Source organism: Streptomyces sp. NPDC004788 (assembly GCF_053601115.1).
Map to the genome: position 1 here is coordinate 37957 of NZ_JBSGBF010000051.1, position 17241 is coordinate 55197.

Sequence of the window (17241 nt, forward strand, 5' to 3'; positions counted from 1 at the left end):
GATAGTCATCACCTCGCGCACCACCCCGCGCATCACCCCGCGCGTCACCCAGCTCATCACCCCGCGCCGAGATCGAAAGAGGAGGGCTCCGTGAGACTGCTGCTCGTCGAAGACGACGACCACGTAGCCGCCGCGCTCTCCGCGATCCTCGCCAAGCACGGCTTCTCCGTGACCCACGCCCGCAACGGCGAGGAGGCGCTGCAGGCCGTGCTGCCCGCCGCGCACGGCGAGCGCCCCTCGTACGGGGTGATCCTGCTCGACCTCGGCCTGCCGGACCTGGACGGATACCAGGTCTGCGGCCGCATCCGTAAGCTCACCAGCACCCCCGTGATCATGGTGACCGCCCGCTCCGACGTGCGCTCCCGGATCCACGGCCTCAATCTCGGCGCCGACGACTACGTCGTCAAGCCCTACGACACCGGTGAGCTGCTCGCCCGCATCCACGCCGTCAGCCGGCGCAGCGCCGCCGGTGAGGAGACCACCGGCACCGGCGAGGACAGCACCACCCTGCGGCTCGGCGCCGTCACCGTCGAGCTGCCGACCCGCCGGGTCAGCGTCGACGGCGAGGTCGTCCCGCTCACCCGCAAGGAGTTCGACCTCCTCGCGCTGCTCGCCCAGCGCCCCGGCGTGGTGTTCCGCCGCGAGCAGATCATCAGCGAGGTCTGGCAGACCAGCTGGGAGGGCACCGGCCGCACCCTGGAGGTCCATGTCGCCTCCCTGCGCTCGAAGTTGCGCATGCCCACCCTGATCGAGACCGTGCGGGGCGTCGGCTACCGCCTGGTCCCGCCCGCCGCGTGAGCCCGGCCCCGATCTCCCGTGCGCACCCGTCTCCTCCCGCTCCTGATCGTCCTGATGGCCGGCGTCCTGCTCGCCCTCGGCTTCCCGCTGGCCGCCAGCACCGCCGCCTCCGAACAGCAGCGGGTGGTGGTCGACCGGCTCGACGACTCGGCCCGCTTCGCCGCCCTCGCCCAGTTCGTCAGCGAGAACCGCTTCGTGTTCGACGAGCGCCGCACCACCCTCGGCCGCGAGCTCCTCAGCTACCACGAGGTGTACGGGATCCGGGCCGGCATCTTCTACCGTGACAACCGGTCGATGGCCGCCGCCCCCGAGGACTGGGTCGTCCCGTACGACGGCGAGGCCAGACGCGCCTTCAACGAGGCGCTGCTCGGCCGCCGCAGCCACGACCCCTCGCAGGTCTGGCCCTGGCAGGGCAACGCCCGGCTGATCGTCGCCTCACCGGTCGTACGGGACGGGGACGTCGTCGCCGTCGTCGTCACCGACTCGCCCACCGGCGAGCTGCGCTCCCGCATCCTGCACGGCTGGCTGCTGATCTTCGCCGGCGAGGCCGCCGCCATGCTGCTCGCCGTCGGCGCCGCCTTCCGGCTCACCGGCTGGGTGCTCAGGCCCGTACGCGTCCTGGACGCCGCCACCCACGACATCGCCACCGGCCGGCTGAAGTCCCGCGTCGCCGCCGCCGGCGGACCGCCCGAACTGCGGCGGCTCACCGACTCGTTCAACGAGATGGCCGACCACGTCGAGGACGTCCTCGAACAGCAGCGGGCCTTCGTCGCCGACGCCTCCCACCAGCTGCGCAACCCGCTCGCCGCGCTGCTCCTGCGCATCGAGCTGCTCGCCCTCGAACTGCCCGAGGGCAACGAGGAGATCGCCTCCGTACGCACCGAGGGCAAGCGGCTCGCGCAGGTCCTCGACGACCTGCTCGACCTCGCGCTCGCCGAGCACACCGCCGCCGACCTGCGGCTCACCGACATCGGCGCGCTCACCGCCGAGCGGGTCGCCTCCTGGCGGCCGGTAGGCGACGAGAAGGGCGTGGCGATCGTCGCCGACGTCGCCGCCCTGACCGCCTGGGCGGACCCGGTGGCGCTGTCCAGCGCGCTCGACGCGGTGATCGACAACGCGCTGAAGTTCACCCCGGCGGGCGAGGACGTCGACGTCGCCGTCCGGCTCACCCCCGGCGGGCGTCTCGTCGAGATCGAGGTCGCCGACCACGGGCCCGGGCTCACCGACGAGGAGCTGGAGCGCGTCGGCGACCGCTTCTGGCGCTCGGGCCGCCACCAGAACGTCAAGGGCTCGGGCCTCGGCCTGTCCATCGCCCGGGTGCTGCTCGCGGCGGGCCACGCCACGATCACGTACGCGCGGAACGAGCCGCACGGCCTGAAGGTGACCGTACGCGTGCCGCGCGACGACCCGCGTGCCCCGTGACGACCAGCGGAGCGCGGGCGATCAGGGCTTCACGGAGCGGTAGTACCGCCGGGCGCCCTCGTGCAGCGGGATCGGGTCGGTGTAGATCGCGGTCCGCAGGTCCACCAGCTGGGCCGGGTGCACCTGGTTGCCGATCCCGTCGCGGCTGCCGATGACCGTACGGGTGATGCCCTCGACCAGGTCGGGATCGGCCTTGTCCATGGTGACCAGGATGTTCGCCACCGCCAGCGTCTCCACCGGGTTGCCGTCCTGGGCGAGCGTGTAGGCGTCGGCCGGGATCACCGCCGAACGGTAGAAGCGGGTGGACTCGCCCACGTCGTGCAGGCTGTCCACCAGAGCGGCGTCCAGCGGCACAAGGCGGACCGGCAGCCGCTCGGACAGCTCCTGCACGGCCTGGGTGGGCAGCCCGCCCGACCAGAAGAACGCGTCCAGCTTCCCGCGCTCCATGAGCCCCGGCATGGTGTCGATGCCCGCCGACACGGGCTTCACGTCCACGTCCGGGGTGAGCCCGGCGGCCGCCAGGACCCGGTCGGCGATCAGCCGCACCCCCGACCCCGCCTGGCCGACGCCGACGCGCAGCCCGCGCAGATCGGCCACCGACTGGATGGACGAGCCCTTGCGGACGACGAGCTGCACGTAGTCGTCGTAGAGCCGCGCGCAGCCGCGCAGGTGCTCGAAGCCGGGCCTGCGGTCGCGCTGGTACTGGGCCACCGCGTCCGCCGTCGCCACCGTGAAGTCGGCCTCGCCCGAGGCGAGCCGGGCGAGGTTCTGCTGCGAGCCCTCGCTGTCCTTCAGCGTTATCGAGACGTCCGGCAGGTCCTTGGCCAGCGCGCGCTGGAGCAGGGCTCCGTACTTCTGGTAGACGCCCGTCGGTACGCCGGTGCTGAAGGTGATGTGCCCGCTCGGCGTCTTCGCGCCGAACGGAACCAGCCACCACACGAGCACTCCCGCGACCACCAGGAGAGCCGCCGAGACCTGGAGCAGGCGGCGGCGGGCGGTGCGGGAGAGTGCGGCGGGCATGGCGCGATCCTGCCAGCTTCGTCCCCGTCCTGGCCAGGGCGGACCCGTGCCGGGCCCTGTCCAGGACGGGGGGTGAGCCGCGCGTGGCGCTCAGTAGGCGAAGCTGGACTTCCCGGTCATCGTCGTCGACACATGGGTGATCGCGCTGCCCGGCGGCAGCGCCGTCGTGGCCGCCGTGCCGGTGGTCGCGGTCGTCGTCCCGTCGCCGAGCTGCGCGGCGGCGTTGCCGCCCCAGCCGATCACCGAGCCGTTGTCGAGCGCGGCGATGGTGTAGTCGGCGCCGCCCGCGATGTCCTGCACGCCGACGAGCTGATCGAGCACGACGGCGGTGGTGCGGTTGGCGGCGGTGCCGTCGCCGAGCTGCCGCTCGGTGTTCTTGCCCCAGCCGGCCACGCTGCCGTCGTCCAGGATCGCGAAGCTGGTCGCGTTGGTCGCGAAGACCTTGGCGACGGCGTCGAGGTAGGCGACGTCCACGGCCTTGTTGCTGTCCGTGGTGGTGTCGTTGCCGAGCTGGCCCTCGGTGCCCTTGCCCCAGGCCTTGACCGTGCCGTCGGCGGTCAGCGCGAGGACGTACTCGCAGCCCACCGAGATCGACTCGACGTCGGTCACGTCCGGCACCATCTGCGGGGTGTCGCGGGTGGTGTTGTTGCCGGTGCCGAGCCGCCCGTTGTCGCCCTTGCCCCAGGTCCAGACGGTGCCGTCCTGGCGCAGCGCCACGCTGAAGTCACAGCCCGCGCCGACGTCCTTCACCTTGTCCAGGCTCTGCACCGGCAGCGGAGTCTTGGCCGGGTCGGTGGTGTCCTTGCCGGTGCCCAGCTGCTTGGAGGTGTTGCTGCCCCAGGCGAGGATCCGGCCGCCCTTCACCGCGAGGACGTGGTTGAGGCCGGCCGAGATCGCGCTGACGCCGGTGAGGCCGGCGACCGTGCCCGGGAAGTTCTGACCGGTGGTGGTGCCGTTGCCGAGCTGTCCGACGCCGTTGGCTCCCCAGGACTTCACGGTGCCGTCCTTCAGGAGCGCGACGGCGAAGGCGGTGAGGGCGGCGCCGGTGCCGGTGCCCGTGCCGCCGCCGGAGAGCTTGCGGACGTCGTCCCGGGCGATGCCGGTGACGGCCGACGGGGTCTGCTGGGCGAGCGTGGAGCCGTTGCCCAGCTGGCCCTGGGCGTTCTCGCCCCAGGAGCGGACCCAGGGGTCGGTGCCGGCGCGGGACTGGGCGTGGGCCGGGGTGAGCGGGAGCGCCGCGAGGGACAGGGCGGCGAGGAGGGTGAGACGCAGGGGTGGGGTCATCTGCGTGCCTTTCGTTCTGTCGGTGGACCTGTCGGTGGACCGACCTTCGGATCAGTAGGCGTAGCTCGTCTTCCACGGGAGGGAGGCCGGCAGGCGGGTGGTGCCGCTGCCCGGCGGCAGGGCGGTGACGGGCGACGGGGACGAGGTGGTGGTGCCGTCGCCGAGCTGGCCGGCGCTGTTGTCGCCCCACGCGAGGACGGACTGGTCGTCGAGGAGGGCCACGGTGTGCTTCCAGCCCAGGGACAGGGCCTCGACGCCCTTGAGCCCGGGTACGGGGACCGGGACGGCGCGGTTGGCGGTCGTGCCGTCGCCCAGCTGGCCGTTGCCGTTCCAGCCCCAGGCGCGCGCATCTCCGTCGGCCGTCACGGCCACGTTGTGGTACCAGCCGGCGTGGACCGCCTTGACCTCGTCCAGGAGTTTCACGTCCACGGGGGACGAGCTGTTGTCGAAGCCGTCGTTGCCGAGCTGGCCGCTGGAACCCCGCCCCCATGCCCTGACCGTTCCGTCGGAGGCGAGGGCCACGGAGTGGAAGCAGCCCGCGGCCACGGCCACGACATCCGTGAGGCCGGGCACCCGCTTCGGGGTGTTCTGGTCGACGAGGGTGCCGATGCCGAGCTGGCCGTCGTTGTTCCGGCCCCAGGTCCAGACCGTGCCGTCCTCGCGCAGGGCGAGGGTGTGATGGCAGCCGAGGGCGATGTCCTTGACCTTGTTCAGGCTCTGTACGGCCACGGGCCGCGTGGTCGCGGTGGTCGAGGTCGCTCCGTTGCCGAGCTGGCCGTTGTCGTTGGCGCCCCAGGCCCACACGCGCCCGCCGCGTACGGCGGCCGCGAAGCTGTACCCCGTGCCGACCTCCGAGACTCCGGAGAGTCCGGCGACGGCCGCGGGGGCCGGCCGGTTCGTCGTGGTGCCGTCGCCCAGCTGGCCGTTCGCGTTGCCGCCCCAGGACTGGACGGTGCCGTCCCTGAGCAGGGCGAGCGCGAAGTCCAGATTGGCGTTGCCGCCGCCGGTCGCCAGCTCGCGCACGTCGTCGCGTCGGATGCCCCGGACGGACGCCGGCGTCTGCTGGTCGACCGTGGACCCGTTGCCGAGCTGCCCGGAGCCGCCCAGGCCCCAGGCCCGTACCCACGGATCGCTCGGCTCGGCGTGCGCGGGGGCGCCCAGGGCGAGCACCGCGGCCAGCGCGACGGTCACGCGTACGAGGGAGCAGTACGTCATCACGTACGCACCCCGCTCAGTACGCGTACGTCGTGTTGCCGCCCAGTGACGCCACCACGTCCTTGATCTTCGAGCCCTCGTCGAGCACCTGCACCGGCGAGGAGCGGGACACGGTCGTGCCGTTGCCGAGCTGGCCCTCGCTGTTGTTGCCCCAGGTGTCGACCGTGTCGGCGATGATCGCGACGCCGTGGCGCGCGCCCGCCGCGAGGTGCTGGACGCCCTCCAGGCGCGGGATCTCGACCGGGGCGGTGCGGTTGGTCAGCGAGATGTCGGAGTCGGTGGCCTCGTCCGACTCCAGGAGCTGGCCGTACTGGTTGTTGCCCCAGCCCCAGACGTGGCTGTCGCTCATGACGGCGTAGTTGTGGAAGGCGCCCGCCTCGATCCGGGAGACGCCCTCCAGCCAGTCGACGTCGACCGGGACGGTGGAGGACTTGGTGCTGGAGTTGCCCAGCTGGCCGTAGAGGTTGTAGCCCCAGGACTTCACGGTGTCGTCGGCGGTCAGGGCGAGGGCGTGGTAGCAGCCCGCGTCGATGGAGACGACGTTCTCCAGGCCCTGGACCAGCCGGGGCACGGAGCTGGTCTGGCGGTTGCCGGTGCCGAGCTGGCCGTGGATGCCGCGGCCCCACGCGTACACCTTGCCGTTCTCCAGGAGCGCGAGGCTGAAGTCGCAGCCGGCCGAGATCTGTTTGACCTTCGGCATGCCCTGGACGCGGTCCGGGTAGACGCGGCTGTCGCCGGTGCGGTTGTTGCCGAGCTGGCCGTAGGAGTTGTCGCCCCAGGAGTAGACCTGGCCGCTGGTGTCGAGCGCGAGGGCGTGCCGGCCGCCGGCCGCGATGTCCTTGATGTTGTTCAGGCGCGGGACGGTGGTCGGCACGGTCTGGTTGTCGTTGCCGCCGTTGCCGAGCTGGCCCGAGGAGTTGTGGCCCCAGGCCTTCACGGTCTTGTCGGTGCGGGCGAGCACGAACGAGTCCGCCGAGGACGTGCCGCCTGCCGACATCTGGTCGACGTCGCCGCGGAACAGGTTGCTGACGGAGGCGGGGGACAGGCTGTCGTTGAGCGTGCCGTTGCCCAGCTGGCCGGTGCGTCCGGCGCCCCAGGCGAGGACGGTCGGCGCGGCCTCGTTGGCCGTGGCGGCGGGAGCGAGCGCGGGAAGCGCGGTGAGCGCGGCGACCCCGGTGACGGCGGCGAGGCTCCGGCGGAGCCGGCGGCGCAGGGGAACGCGTCGGGACCGGTGTGATCGGGACATGGTGCTGCTCTCCTTCGTGAGGCCGTACGAGGGCGCACGAGCCGCACGGGGACGCACGAGCTCGGACGGGGTCGTACGGGGAGGGCTCGGCCCGCGGGCATGGCGCGCCCGGGGCCGTCCGGACGGCCGGGACGGGCCGTCGGACACAGCAGCAGCCTTGCCGAGGGTGATCACCGGCGCGATCCGGGAGCGTTGAAACAGCCGTATGGCGGACGGCTGTTCGAGGTCGCGGCCGTGGCGGCGAATTCACCGGATCGTGGCGGCGCGCGCCGGGTTCCGCCCGCCCCCTGGGCGGAGCCGCCGACCGGCGGCGGCCGGGCGGGTGAGACCCCGCGCGAGGCGGGCCCGGATCCGTCACCCGACCGGCCCGGCGATCCATCCGGAGGGGGCCCGCCACACCGCTCGGACCACTACTCCGGGCGGCGATGTTGGCAGCCCGTCCGGCGGACCCCGGGTGCGCTCCGCCGATGCGGTGAGCGGGCCTCGGGGCCCGCGCCGCGCCGTGTGTCCTGCCGGGGCGCCGGGACCGGTCCGGTTAGCGTCGGAATGCGCTTGGCGATCTTGATGGCGGTCCCTGCCGTGATCGCCGCGCCCGTCGCCGTACCCGTCAATTCACCTCCGTCCCCAGGGAGTTGCCATGCCCTCCGTGACCCGTGTCCGCCGTCCGCTGCTCCTGCGGCGGGCGATCGGCGCCGCCGTCCTCGCCTCCGCGCTCGTCCTTTCGGGCGGGGCGGCCGCCACCGCCGCCTCCGTCGCCTTCGCCGAGGAGTGCAAGCCGGACGACCAGGAGTGTCTGGACAAGGAGACCAACGCCAACGAGGCGAAGGAGATCGCGGCCGAGAAGAAGAAGACCAAGGAGTCCGCCACGCAGGCCGACAAGGACATCAAGGAGATCGGCAAGGACCTGGAGAAGTGCAAGCCCGGCTCGCCGGGCGCGGACGCCTGCATGTCCGGGCTCGCCAAGGGCAACAACGGCGAGCAGAAGGGCATGGACGACATGACCGCCGCCGTCAACGGCTTCAAGCCCGAGACGACCAGCAGCGCCGCCGACGTCGGGAGCGCCACCTGCGCCGACTTCCCGGCCTCGCTCCCCGCGGGCTCCGCCGACCCGGCACTGTCCCCCTTCCCGGTCTCGCAGCTCTGCTCGCTGCTCGGTTCTTGATCCCTGGCCCGTCGGGCCCGCCCGCACCCGTACGCCCCGTCCCGAAGGGATGTCCCATGCCCTCGCGCCGTCCCGCGCTGCTCCTGCTCCACGCCCTCGTCCCCGCCCTGGCCCTCGGCCTCGCCGGGCCGCTCGCCCCGGCCGCCGTCGGCGCCGACGAGGGGCCCGGCGAACCGCCGACCCCGACCGCCGTCGCCGCCGACGGGCGCCCGGCGAAGGTCGCCGACGTCCTGAAGTACTGCGACACCAAGCCCGACGCCTGCCGCTTCGTCATCGACCCCAAGCAGGGACGCGAGTTCGCGACCGCCGTACGGTCCCTCGGCAACTCGGTCGTCAACTGCACCGAGAGCGACATGAGCGTCGACCGCACGGTCACCCTGCGCACCACCAGCACCGACAACATCGGCGGTGAGATCTCCGGCAAGATCACCGCGGAGGGCACCATCACCGCCTCCGGCGAGGTCACCACCAACCTCACCAACGACATGACCAGCGAGCACAAGACGCCGAACCTCAAGGACGGCCCGACCTCCACGAACGGCACCAAGACCAGCGTCGCGGCCGGCGGCAAGGTGGCCGGCTCGATGAGCGCCAAACTCGCCTTCGAGGCAGCCTTCAAGGCCACGTACTCCAAGTCGTGGACGATCGACAACACCGAGACGACGACCTACAAGTCGACCGTCAAGCCCTACGACATGCTGGTCTTCGGCGCGAGCGCCGCCATGCGGCGGGTCGTGGGCAAACTCGTCGCCGACTCCGGCTCGCAGATCTCCGGCATCGCCGTGGACAGCCCCTCCATGGTCAACTCCAGCAGCTTCGTCGCCCAGACCTACGCCGCCCCGGCCAATCTGTGCGGCCGCACCCGCCCCACCGGCAACACGGCCGGCGGCACCGCTCCCAACCCCGGCCCGCCGTCGTCCCCGCGCTCGCTGCCCGCCCGTGACGCGCTCGCCCCCGGCGCCGTACCGAAGCGGGTCGACGTCCTGCGGCCCGACCGCAGCGGTTCCTGAGCCCCCACCTCCGTCCCGCCCCTGGCACGCACCACCCCCACACGAGGAGCTCGTCCCCATGTCTTCCTCTCTCCGCGCCCTCGCGGCAGCGAGCCTGCTGCTCCCCGCCGCCCTCGCCGGCTCACCGGCCCCCGCCCAAGCCGCCGCCTCGCAGGCCGTCGACGTCCTCAACGGCGACTTCGCCGCCCCCGCCACGACCGCCGCCGGTCCCACCACCGTCGGCCTCGACTTCTGGAACGGCCTGAACCAGCGCTTCTCGCCGTCCGCGTCCGGCCGCACCGACGACTCTTACGGCGTCGGCCTCGACAAGGGCGGCAACACCCTCAGCCAGCGGCTCCGCGGCGTCCGCAAGGGCGCCCAGGTCACCGTCAGTTACGAGGACAGCCCGTCCGTCTCCAAGGACTGCACCGGCGAACAGGTCGCGAGCGGCCAGCCGTACAGCGTCCAGGGCTCCGGTGGCACGGTCACGGACGTCACGACCGCCGGCGATCCGGACCGGGTCAAGGGCAAGCCGGGGTCCGGCGTCTGGACGAAGCGGAGCTACGCCTTCACGGCCAACGAGAACGAGCCGACGCTCACCTTCACCTCCCGGCTCGCCGATCCCAAGATCCCGCCGGCGTGCAGCCCGATGATCGCCCGCGTCCGCGCCGTCGAGGTCCCGCCCGCGCTCGACAAGACCGTCGACAAGACCGACCTGGGCCGGGCCGAGGCGTTCAAGGGCAACGAGCGCGAGGCCACCCTGTCCAACGCGGCGCGCGCCTGCAACGGCGAGAACTCCTGCGTCTTCCGGCCCGACTTCCGTACCTCCTTCCGCTACTACGACCGGGCCCGGGTCGTCGGCGAGGCGTTCGTCAACTGCACCCGCAACACCCTCGAACACACCCGGGTCGTCTCCTTCTCCGAGCGCGCCTACGACAGCGTCTCCCAGACCTACGCCGCCGACGGCGTCGCCCTGATCGACGCGGCCAAGCTGCCCACCACGGGCGACCGCGCGGAGGACGAGAAGCGGATCAGGAGCACGCCGATCGCCGCCCAGTTCTCCCTCGCGTACGAGAAGGGCTGGCAGCGCGCCTGGCAGTGGTTCAGCGGCGAGCAGCGCAACGTCGTGGAGCACATCCAGCCCGGCGAGGTCAGCTGGATCGAGCTCCAGCCCAGCCGGGAGCGCGTCGAGGGCTGGTTCCTCAGCAAGAAGGACGACTACCGGCTGCACGCCGTGATCGACGGGCCCTCCCGCGGGACGCCCGACCGGCTGCTGCAGCGCACCGGACCGATGGCCGAGGCGGAGAAGCAGCGCTGCGCCGCCGACCGGCCCATGACCACGACGCCGGTCGGCGCCGGGGCGGCCGCCTACTCCACGGACAAGGGGGTCCGCAGCGTGCCGGTGCCGGCCACCGGTGCGGTACGGGCGATCCGCACCGTCCCGCTCAACTGATGCGGCACGGGGCGGGCGGAGCCAGGTCCGCCGCCTGCTCGCGCAGCCAGCCGAGCAGCGCGCCGATCCGCGCGTCCCGCTCCGGCGGGCGCGGGCTGAGCAGCCCGTAGCCCGTGCCGTCCGCGACGAAGCCGTACGGGGCCGCCAGTTGGCCCCGTACGAGATCGTCGCGGACGAGTGCGTACGGGCCCACGGCGACGCCCACGCCGGCGACGGCGGCCTGGAGCGCGAGGTAGAAGTGCTCGAAGGTCTGCTCGCCGGCCACCGATGGCGACCGGCCGGTCAGGCGGCGCCAGTCGGTCCAGGCGGCCGGCCGGGTCGCGGTGTGCAGCAGCGTGACCGGCGCCCCGGCCCGGAGGCGTTCCGCCGCCTCCGGGCGGCAGACCGGGCCGATCCACTCGTCGAAGAGCGGCACCCGGCTCACCCCGTCCGGCACCGGGAAGTCGTCCCGGCGAAGGGCCGCGTCGACGGCCCCCGGCCGGCCGGGCGTGAACGCCACCGGCCCACCACCCGCCGACAGGTGCACGGTCAGCTCCGGATGCGCGGCCGCGAGCTCCGGCAGGCGCGGGATCAACCAGCGCATGAGCAGCGTCGGTTCGCAGGACAGCGCCAGCGGACCGGTGTCCCGCTCCCGGCCCGAGACCTCCCGGGCGGCCGTCTCGATCACGTCCAGCGCGTCCCGGACGGCGGCGGCGAGCCGGCGGGCCTGCGGGGTGGGCCGCAGCGAGCGCGGGCCGCGCTCGAAGAGCTCCGCGCCGAGGGCCTTCTCCAGGTTCCGGATCTGCCGGCTGACCGCACCGTGGGTGACGTGGAGCTCCTGGGCGGCCCGGGTCATGCTGGCGTGCCGCACGGTCGCCTCGAAAGGCAGCAGGGTGGTCAGCGGGGGCAGCTCCGGCCAGCTCATGTGTGCAATCTAGTCACAGGTGGAGTGAGAAGGAATCGCTTGTCCTGCGGGTTCGTGCGGCGCGATGGTTGATCTCGTCACGCACGCTCCAGCAGCGCCGATCGAGGGACCCATCCGCGATGCCGCCTTCCACCGTCGTCGTCCTCGCCGACGACCTCACCAGCGCCGCCGACGGCGCCGCACCCTTCCGCAGGTCGGGCCACCGCGCCCGCGTCCTCTTCGACCCGGCGGCGCCGGGCGCTCCCGTTCCCGGCGACGGCGTCACCGCCGTCGACCTCGGCACCCGGATCGTCGACGAGACCGAGGCCGCCGCCCGTACGCGGCGTGCCGCCGCCACGTACGCCGATGCCGAGCTCGTGCTCAAGACGGTCGACTCGACCCTGCGCGGCCATGTCGCCGCCGAACTGCGTGCCGCCCTCCACGGATCCGGCCGCCGCGCCGCGATCCTGGCCCCCGCCTTCCCCGCCGAAGGCCGTACGACGGTGGCGGGAGTGCAGTACGTGCGGGGCGTACGGGTCGACGCGAGCGAGTTCGCCCGCGACCCGGCCCACCCGGTGCGCACCGCCGACCTCGCCCGCGTCCTGCCCGAGGCGGTCCTCGTCGAGCCGGAACCCGCCCGGCTCGCGGGACTGCCCCGACTGGTCGAGCAGGGCGGCGTGTTCGTCTGCTCCGCCGTCTCCGACGCCGACCTCGACGCCGTCGTCGCCGCCCTGCCCGGCCCCGAGGACGTCCTCTGGGTCGGCTCCCCGGGCCTCGCCGACGCCCTGGCCCGCCGATATCCCCGTCACCCCGCCGCACCGCCGTCCGAACTCCCGCCCGTGCAGCGCCCCTTGGCCGTCGTCGGCAGCGCCAACCCGGCCAGCAGGCGCCAGCTCGCCGCGCTGCGGCCGGTGGGCGCCGCCGTGCACACCCCCGAGGAGCGCGCCGCCGACCCGGCCGAGCCGCTCGTCCGGCTCACCGAGGAGGTACGGGAACGCGTGCGCGACGGGCAGGCCGACGGGCTCGTCCTCACCGGCGGGGAGACCGCCGCCGCCGTCCTCGGCGCGCTCGGCGCCACCGGCATCGAGCTGTACGACGAGCCCGAACCCGGCATCGCCCGCGGCACCCTGCACGGCCCCGGCGCGCCCCGCCTGCCCGTCCTGATCAAGGCGGGCGGCTTCGGCGACGACGGCACCCTCCTCCGCCTCACCGCACTCCTGGCCGGAGGCACCCGTTGACCGGAGAGCCGTCGACCGGAGACTCGTCGACCGGAGAGCCGTCGGCCGGAGACCCGTCGACCGGACACCCGCTGACCCGCCCCATCGCCGTCACCATGGGCGACCCGCACGGCATCGGTCCCGAGATCACCGTCCGCGTCTGCGCCGACCCGCGCCGCCCCGCCCCCGTCCTCGTCGTCGGCGACCCCGGCGCCCTCGCCCGCGCCTGCCGCACCACCGGCACCGGCCTCCGCGTCCGTACGGTCGACACCCCCGCCGGCGCCGGCCGCACCCCCGGCGTCCTCGACGTCCTCCCCGCGGGCACGGGCCTGCCCGGCGACCCCGCGCTCGGCACCGTCGCCGCCGCCGCGGGCGCGGCCTCCTACGCCTACGTGCGCAAGGGCGTCGAACTCGCCCTCGCCGGGCACGTGCGGGCGCTCGTCACCGCCCCCGTCAACAAGGAGGCCCTCCGGCTCGCCGGCGTGCCGCACCCCGGCCACACCGAGATCCTCGCCGAACTCACCGGCACCGAGCGCTACGCGATGATGATGGCCAACGACGAACTGCGGGTCGTCCTCGTCACCGTCCACCAGTCACTGCGCACCGCGCTCGACGCGCTCACCGTCGAGCGGGAACTGGACACCATCCGCCTCGCCCACGAGACCCTCGGGGGCCGGGGCGGGAGCACCGGGCCGCGGATCGCCGTCGCCGGGCTCAACCCGCACGCGGGCGAGAACGGCCTCTTCGGCCGCGAGGACCTCGACGTCATCGCACCCGCCGTGCGCGCCGCCCGCGCCGAGGGCATCGACGCGAGCGGGCCCTGGCCGGCCGACACCGTGTTCATGCGGGCGCGGGCGGGCGAGTTCGACGCCGTCGTCGCCCAGTACCACGACCAGGGCCTGATCCCGGTGAAGTACCTGGGCCTGGAACACGGCGTCAACATCACCCTCGGCCTGCCCTTCGTCCGCACCAGCGTCGACCACGGCACCGCCTTCGACCTCGCGGGCACCGGCACCGCCGACCCCGCCAGCCTGCTCACCGCCCTGCGCCATGCCGCCGAGCTCACGCCCCAGGACTTCTGATGGACTTCGTCTTCATGCTCACCCGGGCCGACCGGACCGTCACGGACTGCCTCCACGTCCTCGACTCGATCCGCGAGCTCGGCATCACCCACATCGGCTTCAAGGACGTCGGCGTCGACCCGGCCACCCTGCGCCTGCTGCACGAGCGGATCCGGCAGCTCGGCGCCACCAGCCACCTGGAGGTCGTCGCCACCGGCCGCGACCAGGCCCTCGACTCGGTCCGTGCCGCCGTCGACCTCGGCGTCGACTGGCTGATGGGCGGCACCTGGATCGACGAGACCCTCGCCCTGCTCGCCGGGAGCCGGATCCGCTACCTGCCCTTCGTCGGCGAGCCCCAGGGCCACCCGACCCGCCTGGCCGGCACCCCGGCCCGGATCGCCGCCGACTGCCGCCGCGCCGAGGCCGCCGGCTGCGCGGGCGTCGACCTGCTCGCCCACCGCGCCACCGAGGCCGAACCGCTCGACCTGGTCCGCGCCGCCCGCGCCGCGACCACCGGCCGGCTCGTCGTCGCCGGCTCCATCGACACCCCGGCCCGCATCCGGGCCCTGGCGGAGGCGGGCGCGGACGCCTTCACCGTCGGCTCGGCGGCCTTCGCGGGCACGGTCCGGCCGACCGCGGGCGGCCTCGCCGCCCAGCTCACGGCGGTCCTGGAGGCGAGCCGGCCGCCGGCCCCCGGCCCGCTCGGCACCACACCCCTCTAGGCCCCCTTACCCTTGTCAGGTGACCAGCAGCAAAGACGGGACCGGAGCCGTGGCCGAGCAGGGCGTGACGCGAACCTACGAAGTACGCACCTACGGGTGTCAGATGAACGTCCACGACTCCGAGCGGCTCTCCGGCCTCCTGGAGGACGCCGGCTACGTGCGCGCCCCCGAGGGCTCCAACGGTGACGCCGACGTCGTGGTCTTCAACACCTGTGCGGTCCGCGAGAACGCCGACAACAAGCTGTACGGCAACCTCGGCCACCTCGCGCCGATGAAGGCCGCCCGGCCCGGCATGCAGATCGCCGTCGGCGGCTGCCTGGCGCAGAAGGACCGCGACACCATCGTCAAGCGGGCCCCCTGGGTCGACGTCGTCTTCGGCACCCACAACATCGGCAAGCTGCCGGTGCTCCTGGAGCGCGCCCGCGTCCAGGAGGAGGCGCAGGTCGAGATCGCGGAGTCCCTGGAGGCGTTCCCGTCGACGCTGCCGACCCGCCGCGAGTCCGCCTACGCCGCCTGGGTCTCCATCTCCGTCGGCTGCAACAACACCTGCACCTTCTGCATCGTCCCCGCGCTGCGCGGCAAGGAAGAGGACCGCCGTCCCGGCGACATCCTCGCCGAGATCGAGGCGCTGGTCGGCGAGGGCGTCTCCGAGATCACCCTGCTCGGCCAGAACGTCAACGCGTACGGCTCCGACCTGGGCGACCGCGAGGCGTTCAGCAAGCTGCTGCGGGCCTGCGGGGAGATCGAGGGCCTGGAGCGGGTCCGCTTCACCTCGCCGCACCCGCGCGACTTCACGGACGACGTCATCGCCGCCATGGCCGAGACCCCGAACGTGATGCCGCAGCTGCACATGCCGCTGCAGTCCGGCTCGGACACCGTCCTGAAGGCGATGCGCCGCTCGTACCGGCAGGAGCGTTTCCTCGGGATCATCGAGAAGGTGCGCGCCGCCATCCCGCACGCCGCCATCTCCACCGACATCATCGTGGGCTTCCCCGGCGAGACCGAGGAGGACTTCGAGCAGACCATGCACGTCGTCCGCGAGGCCCGCTTCGCGAACGCCTTCACCTTCCAGTACTCAAAGCGCCCCGGCACCCCGGCGGCCACCATGGAGGGCCAGATCCCCAAGGAGGTCGTGCAGGCGCGCTACGAGCGCCTCGTCGCCCTCCAGGAGGAGATCTCCTGGGAGGAGAACAAGAAGCAGGTCGGCCGCACCCTCGAGGTCATGGTCGCCGAGGGCGAGGGCCGCAAGGACGGCGAGACGCACCGCCTCTCCGGCCGCGCCCCCGACAACCGCCTCGTCCACTTCACCAAGCCGGACGAGGACGTGCGCCCCGGCGACGTCGTGACCGTTGAGATCACCTACGCCGCCCCGCACCACCTCCTCGCCGAGGGCCCGACCACCGCCGTCCGCCGCACCCGCGCGGGCGACGCCTGGGAGAAGCGCCAGGCGGACGCGGCGGCGAAGCCGGCGGGCGTGATGCTGGGCCTGCCGAAGATCGGCGTCCCGGAGCCGCTGCCGGTCGCGGACGCGCCGGCGTGCGGGAGCCACTGACACCGACACGACACCAACGGGGGGACCGCATGGGGAAGTGGGCCGTCGTCGCGCAGGACGTGTCCGGGGCAGACGCCAAGCTGGTGACCGAGATGACCGGCAGTCGGGCGGAGGCCGAGGCGGCGCTGCGGCGCTTCGCGCTCACCTACCACAAGCCGATGCGGGAGAAGCGACGCTGGGTGTACCGCCTGGGCGAGGACCGTTGTCTCGTCCGGGTGATGGGGCTCGTGGGGATCACGGACACGGTCCTGAGCCTCGCCGAGCTGGTGTACGACTCGGCCGACCCGGACGCCGCGTACCCGGCCTGGCCGGCGGGGACCGCGACTCCGGAGGACCGTCCACCAGCCCGTTAGCGGCAGTAGGCTGCGGATCATGCTTGTCGCCGCCGCCGTCTGTCCCTGCCCCCCGCTGCTCGTGCCCGCCGTCGCGGCCGGTGCCGCCGCCGAGCTCGCCGAGGCGCGTACGGCCTGTTCCGACGCGCTCGGGGTGCTCGCCGCCTCCCGTCCCGACCGGCTCGTGGTGGTCGGGCCCGCCGCCGAGGGTGCGCGGGGCGTGTTCCCGGGCGGGTCGGCCGGGTCGTTCGCCGGGTTCGGCGTCGAGCGGACCGTACGGCTCGGCAGCGGGCCCGGCGGCGAGCGGCCGCTGCCCGCGTCGCTCGCCGTGGCCGGCTGGCTCCTGGAGCGGACCGACTGGGCCGACGCGCCCGTCGAGGGCCTCGGGGTCGGGGAGCCGCTGGAGGCGGCGCGGTGTGCCGCGACCGGGCGGGAGATCGCCGGGTCGGCGGAGCGGGTCGCGCTGCTCGTGATGGGCGACGGCAGCGCCTGCCGTACGGTGAAGGCGCCCGGCTACCTGGACGAGCGCGCCGAGGGCTTCGACGCGGAGGTCGCGCGGGCGCTCGGCGAGGCCGATACCGCGGCCCTGCTCGCCCTCGACGAGCGGCTCGCGTACGAGCTGAAGGCGGCCGGCCGGGCCCCGTGGCAGGTGCTCGCGGGCGCCGCCGAGGGCGCGGACCTGGCGGGCCGGCTGCTGTACGAGGACGCGCCCTACGGCGTCGGCTACTTCGTGGCCGCCTGGAGCTGACCCGTACCCGACCCGTACCCGACCCGTCCCTGGTCCGTCCCTGGTCCGCACGGCCACGGCAAGAGCACCACGGCTGGCCGGAGGCGGTGCGGGCCGCGCGCGAGGCGCACATACGCATGGCGACGGCCGACGGGGAC

Annotated in this window: 16 protein-coding genes and 1 pseudogene; 12 read left to right on the top strand and 5 right to left on the bottom strand. The window is 73.7% G+C overall.

Features of this window, described 5'->3' with window-relative positions:
* Nucleotides 1-90 precede the first annotated feature (90 nt).
* Together ACWEJX_RS22260 and ACWEJX_RS22265 are read left to right on the top strand one after the other, a co-directional pair.
* Entirely contained in the window at nt 91-798 is a 708-nt protein-coding gene (locus tag ACWEJX_RS22260) for a response regulator transcription factor (RefSeq protein WP_451609152.1), read from the top strand.
* 18 nt (nt 799-816) lie between these two features.
* Nucleotides 817-2220, top strand: coding sequence for a HAMP domain-containing sensor histidine kinase (locus ACWEJX_RS22265; RefSeq protein WP_451609153.1), 1404 nt, complete (start codon nt 817-819; stop codon nt 2218-2220).
* Nucleotides 2221-2241: 21 nt separating this feature from the next.
* On the opposite strand, the gene ACWEJX_RS22270 is transcribed toward ACWEJX_RS22265, so the two are convergent.
* The 4 genes from ACWEJX_RS22270 to ACWEJX_RS22285 all read right to left on the bottom strand — a co-directional run bounded on the left by ACWEJX_RS22270 (nt 2242) and on the right by ACWEJX_RS22285 (nt 6985).
* The gene (locus tag ACWEJX_RS22270; RefSeq protein ID WP_451609154.1) at nt 2242-3240 is read right to left on the bottom strand and encodes a TAXI family TRAP transporter solute-binding subunit; all 999 of its coding nucleotides are present in this window, start codon (nt 3238-3240) and stop codon (nt 2242-2244) included.
* Nucleotides 3241-3330: 90 nt separating this feature from the next.
* A complete protein-coding gene (locus ACWEJX_RS22275; protein ID WP_451609155.1) occupies nt 3331-4524 on the bottom strand; it encodes an RCC1 domain-containing protein in 1194 nt (397 codons plus the stop codon).
* 51 nt (nt 4525-4575) lie between these two features.
* Complete coding sequence (locus ACWEJX_RS22280) at nt 4576-5739, bottom strand: RCC1 domain-containing protein (RefSeq protein ID WP_451609156.1); 1164 nt, start codon at nt 5737-5739, stop codon at nt 4576-4578.
* A gap of 16 nt (nt 5740-5755) precedes the next feature.
* On the bottom strand, nt 5756-6985 hold the full coding sequence (locus tag ACWEJX_RS22285) for an RCC1-like domain-containing protein (RefSeq protein WP_451609157.1): 1230 nt from the start codon (nt 6983-6985) through the stop codon (nt 5756-5758).
* 637 nt (nt 6986-7622) lie between these two features.
* Between ACWEJX_RS22285 and ACWEJX_RS22290 the strand changes: the two genes are divergently transcribed.
* Genes ACWEJX_RS22290 through ACWEJX_RS22300 form a run of 3 tightly spaced genes read left to right on the top strand, consistent with a single transcriptional unit; the run spans nt 7623 to nt 10589 of the window.
* Complete coding sequence (locus ACWEJX_RS22290) at nt 7623-8147, top strand: hypothetical protein (RefSeq protein WP_451609158.1); 525 nt, start codon at nt 7623-7625, stop codon at nt 8145-8147.
* A 56-nt stretch (nt 8148-8203) separates the two neighbouring features.
* Nucleotides 8204-9157, top strand: coding sequence for a hypothetical protein (locus ACWEJX_RS22295; RefSeq protein WP_451609159.1), 954 nt, complete (start codon nt 8204-8206; stop codon nt 9155-9157).
* Between the two features lie 58 nt (nt 9158-9215).
* Nucleotides 9216-10589, top strand: coding sequence for a hypothetical protein (locus ACWEJX_RS22300; protein ID WP_451609160.1), 1374 nt, complete (start codon nt 9216-9218; stop codon nt 10587-10589).
* Here ACWEJX_RS22300 and ACWEJX_RS22305 read toward each other — a convergent pair.
* Nucleotides 10582-11493, bottom strand: coding sequence for a LysR family transcriptional regulator (locus ACWEJX_RS22305; RefSeq protein ID WP_451609161.1), 912 nt, complete (start codon nt 11491-11493; stop codon nt 10582-10584). The two genes, ACWEJX_RS22300 and ACWEJX_RS22305, sit on opposite strands and share 8 nt — an antisense overlap.
* A 119-nt stretch (nt 11494-11612) precedes the next feature.
* On the opposite strand from ACWEJX_RS22305, the gene ACWEJX_RS22310 reads away from it, so the two are divergent.
* The 7 genes and pseudogenes from ACWEJX_RS22310 to ACWEJX_RS22340 form a co-directional block, all read left to right on the top strand.
* On the top strand, nt 11613-12710 hold the full coding sequence (locus tag ACWEJX_RS22310; RefSeq protein ID WP_451609162.1) for a four-carbon acid sugar kinase family protein: 1098 nt from the start codon (nt 11613-11615) through the stop codon (nt 12708-12710).
* Nucleotides 12707-13771, top strand: coding sequence for a 4-hydroxythreonine-4-phosphate dehydrogenase PdxA (pdxA, locus tag ACWEJX_RS22315; protein WP_451609163.1), 1065 nt, complete (start codon nt 12707-12709; stop codon nt 13769-13771). The genes ACWEJX_RS22310 and pdxA overlap by 4 nt, the downstream gene beginning before the upstream one ends.
* A complete protein-coding gene (locus ACWEJX_RS22320) occupies nt 13771-14472 on the top strand; it encodes a HisA/HisF-related TIM barrel protein (protein WP_451609164.1) in 702 nt (233 codons plus the stop codon). Before pdxA ends, ACWEJX_RS22320 begins: the two co-directional genes overlap by 1 nt.
* Nucleotides 14473-14491: 19 nt before the next feature.
* Nucleotides 14492-16024: a tRNA (N6-isopentenyl adenosine(37)-C2)-methylthiotransferase MiaB gene (gene miaB / locus ACWEJX_RS22325; protein ID WP_403798732.1), complete on the top strand. Its 1533-nt coding sequence runs from the start codon at nt 14492-14494 to the stop codon at nt 16022-16024.
* Between the two features lie 29 nt (nt 16025-16053).
* Nucleotides 16054-16377 carry a hypothetical protein gene (locus ACWEJX_RS22330; protein WP_451609165.1) on the top strand — a complete coding sequence of 108 codons (324 nt, stop codon included), beginning with the start codon at nt 16054-16056 and terminating at the stop codon, nt 16375-16377.
* A gap of 19 nt (nt 16378-16396) precedes the next feature.
* The gene (locus ACWEJX_RS22335) at nt 16397-17104 is read left to right on the top strand and encodes a class III extradiol dioxygenase subunit B-like domain-containing protein (RefSeq protein WP_451609166.1); all 708 of its coding nucleotides are present in this window, start codon (nt 16397-16399) and stop codon (nt 17102-17104) included.
* Nucleotides 17105-17166: 62 nt separating this feature from the next.
* Nucleotides 17167-17241, top strand: a pseudogene (locus ACWEJX_RS22340) (SCO4402 family protein); the annotation flags it as partial.

Excerpts from the sequence above, each read along its gene's own strand:
- ACWEJX_RS22270 (WP_451609154.1), bottom strand. The coding sequence starts at position 3,240 with ATGCCCGCCGCACTCTCCCGCACCGCCCGCCGCCGCCTGCTCCAGGTC.
- ACWEJX_RS22275 (WP_451609155.1), bottom strand. The coding sequence starts at position 4,524 with ATGACCCCACCCCTGCGTCTCACCCTCCTCGCCGCCCTGTCCCTCGCG.
- ACWEJX_RS22280 (WP_451609156.1), bottom strand. The coding sequence starts at position 5,739 with ATGACGTACTGCTCCCTCGTACGCGTGACCGTCGCGCTGGCCGCGGTG.
- ACWEJX_RS22285 (WP_451609157.1), bottom strand. The coding sequence starts at position 6,985 with ATGTCCCGATCACACCGGTCCCGACGCGTTCCCCTGCGCCGCCGGCTC.
- ACWEJX_RS22290 (WP_451609158.1), top strand. The coding sequence starts at position 7,623 with ATGCCCTCCGTGACCCGTGTCCGCCGTCCGCTGCTCCTGCGGCGGGCG.
- ACWEJX_RS22295 (WP_451609159.1), top strand. The coding sequence starts at position 8,204 with ATGCCCTCGCGCCGTCCCGCGCTGCTCCTGCTCCACGCCCTCGTCCCC.
- ACWEJX_RS22300 (WP_451609160.1), top strand. The coding sequence starts at position 9,216 with ATGTCTTCCTCTCTCCGCGCCCTCGCGGCAGCGAGCCTGCTGCTCCCC.
- ACWEJX_RS22305 (WP_451609161.1), bottom strand. The coding sequence starts at position 11,493 with ATGAGCTGGCCGGAGCTGCCCCCGCTGACCACCCTGCTGCCTTTCGAG.
- ACWEJX_RS22310 (WP_451609162.1), top strand. The coding sequence starts at position 11,613 with ATGCCGCCTTCCACCGTCGTCGTCCTCGCCGACGACCTCACCAGCGCC.
- ACWEJX_RS22320 (WP_451609164.1), top strand. The coding sequence starts at position 13,771 with ATGGACTTCGTCTTCATGCTCACCCGGGCCGACCGGACCGTCACGGAC.
- ACWEJX_RS22330 (WP_451609165.1), top strand. The coding sequence starts at position 16,054 with ATGGGGAAGTGGGCCGTCGTCGCGCAGGACGTGTCCGGGGCAGACGCC.
- ACWEJX_RS22335 (WP_451609166.1), top strand. The coding sequence starts at position 16,397 with ATGCTTGTCGCCGCCGCCGTCTGTCCCTGCCCCCCGCTGCTCGTGCCC.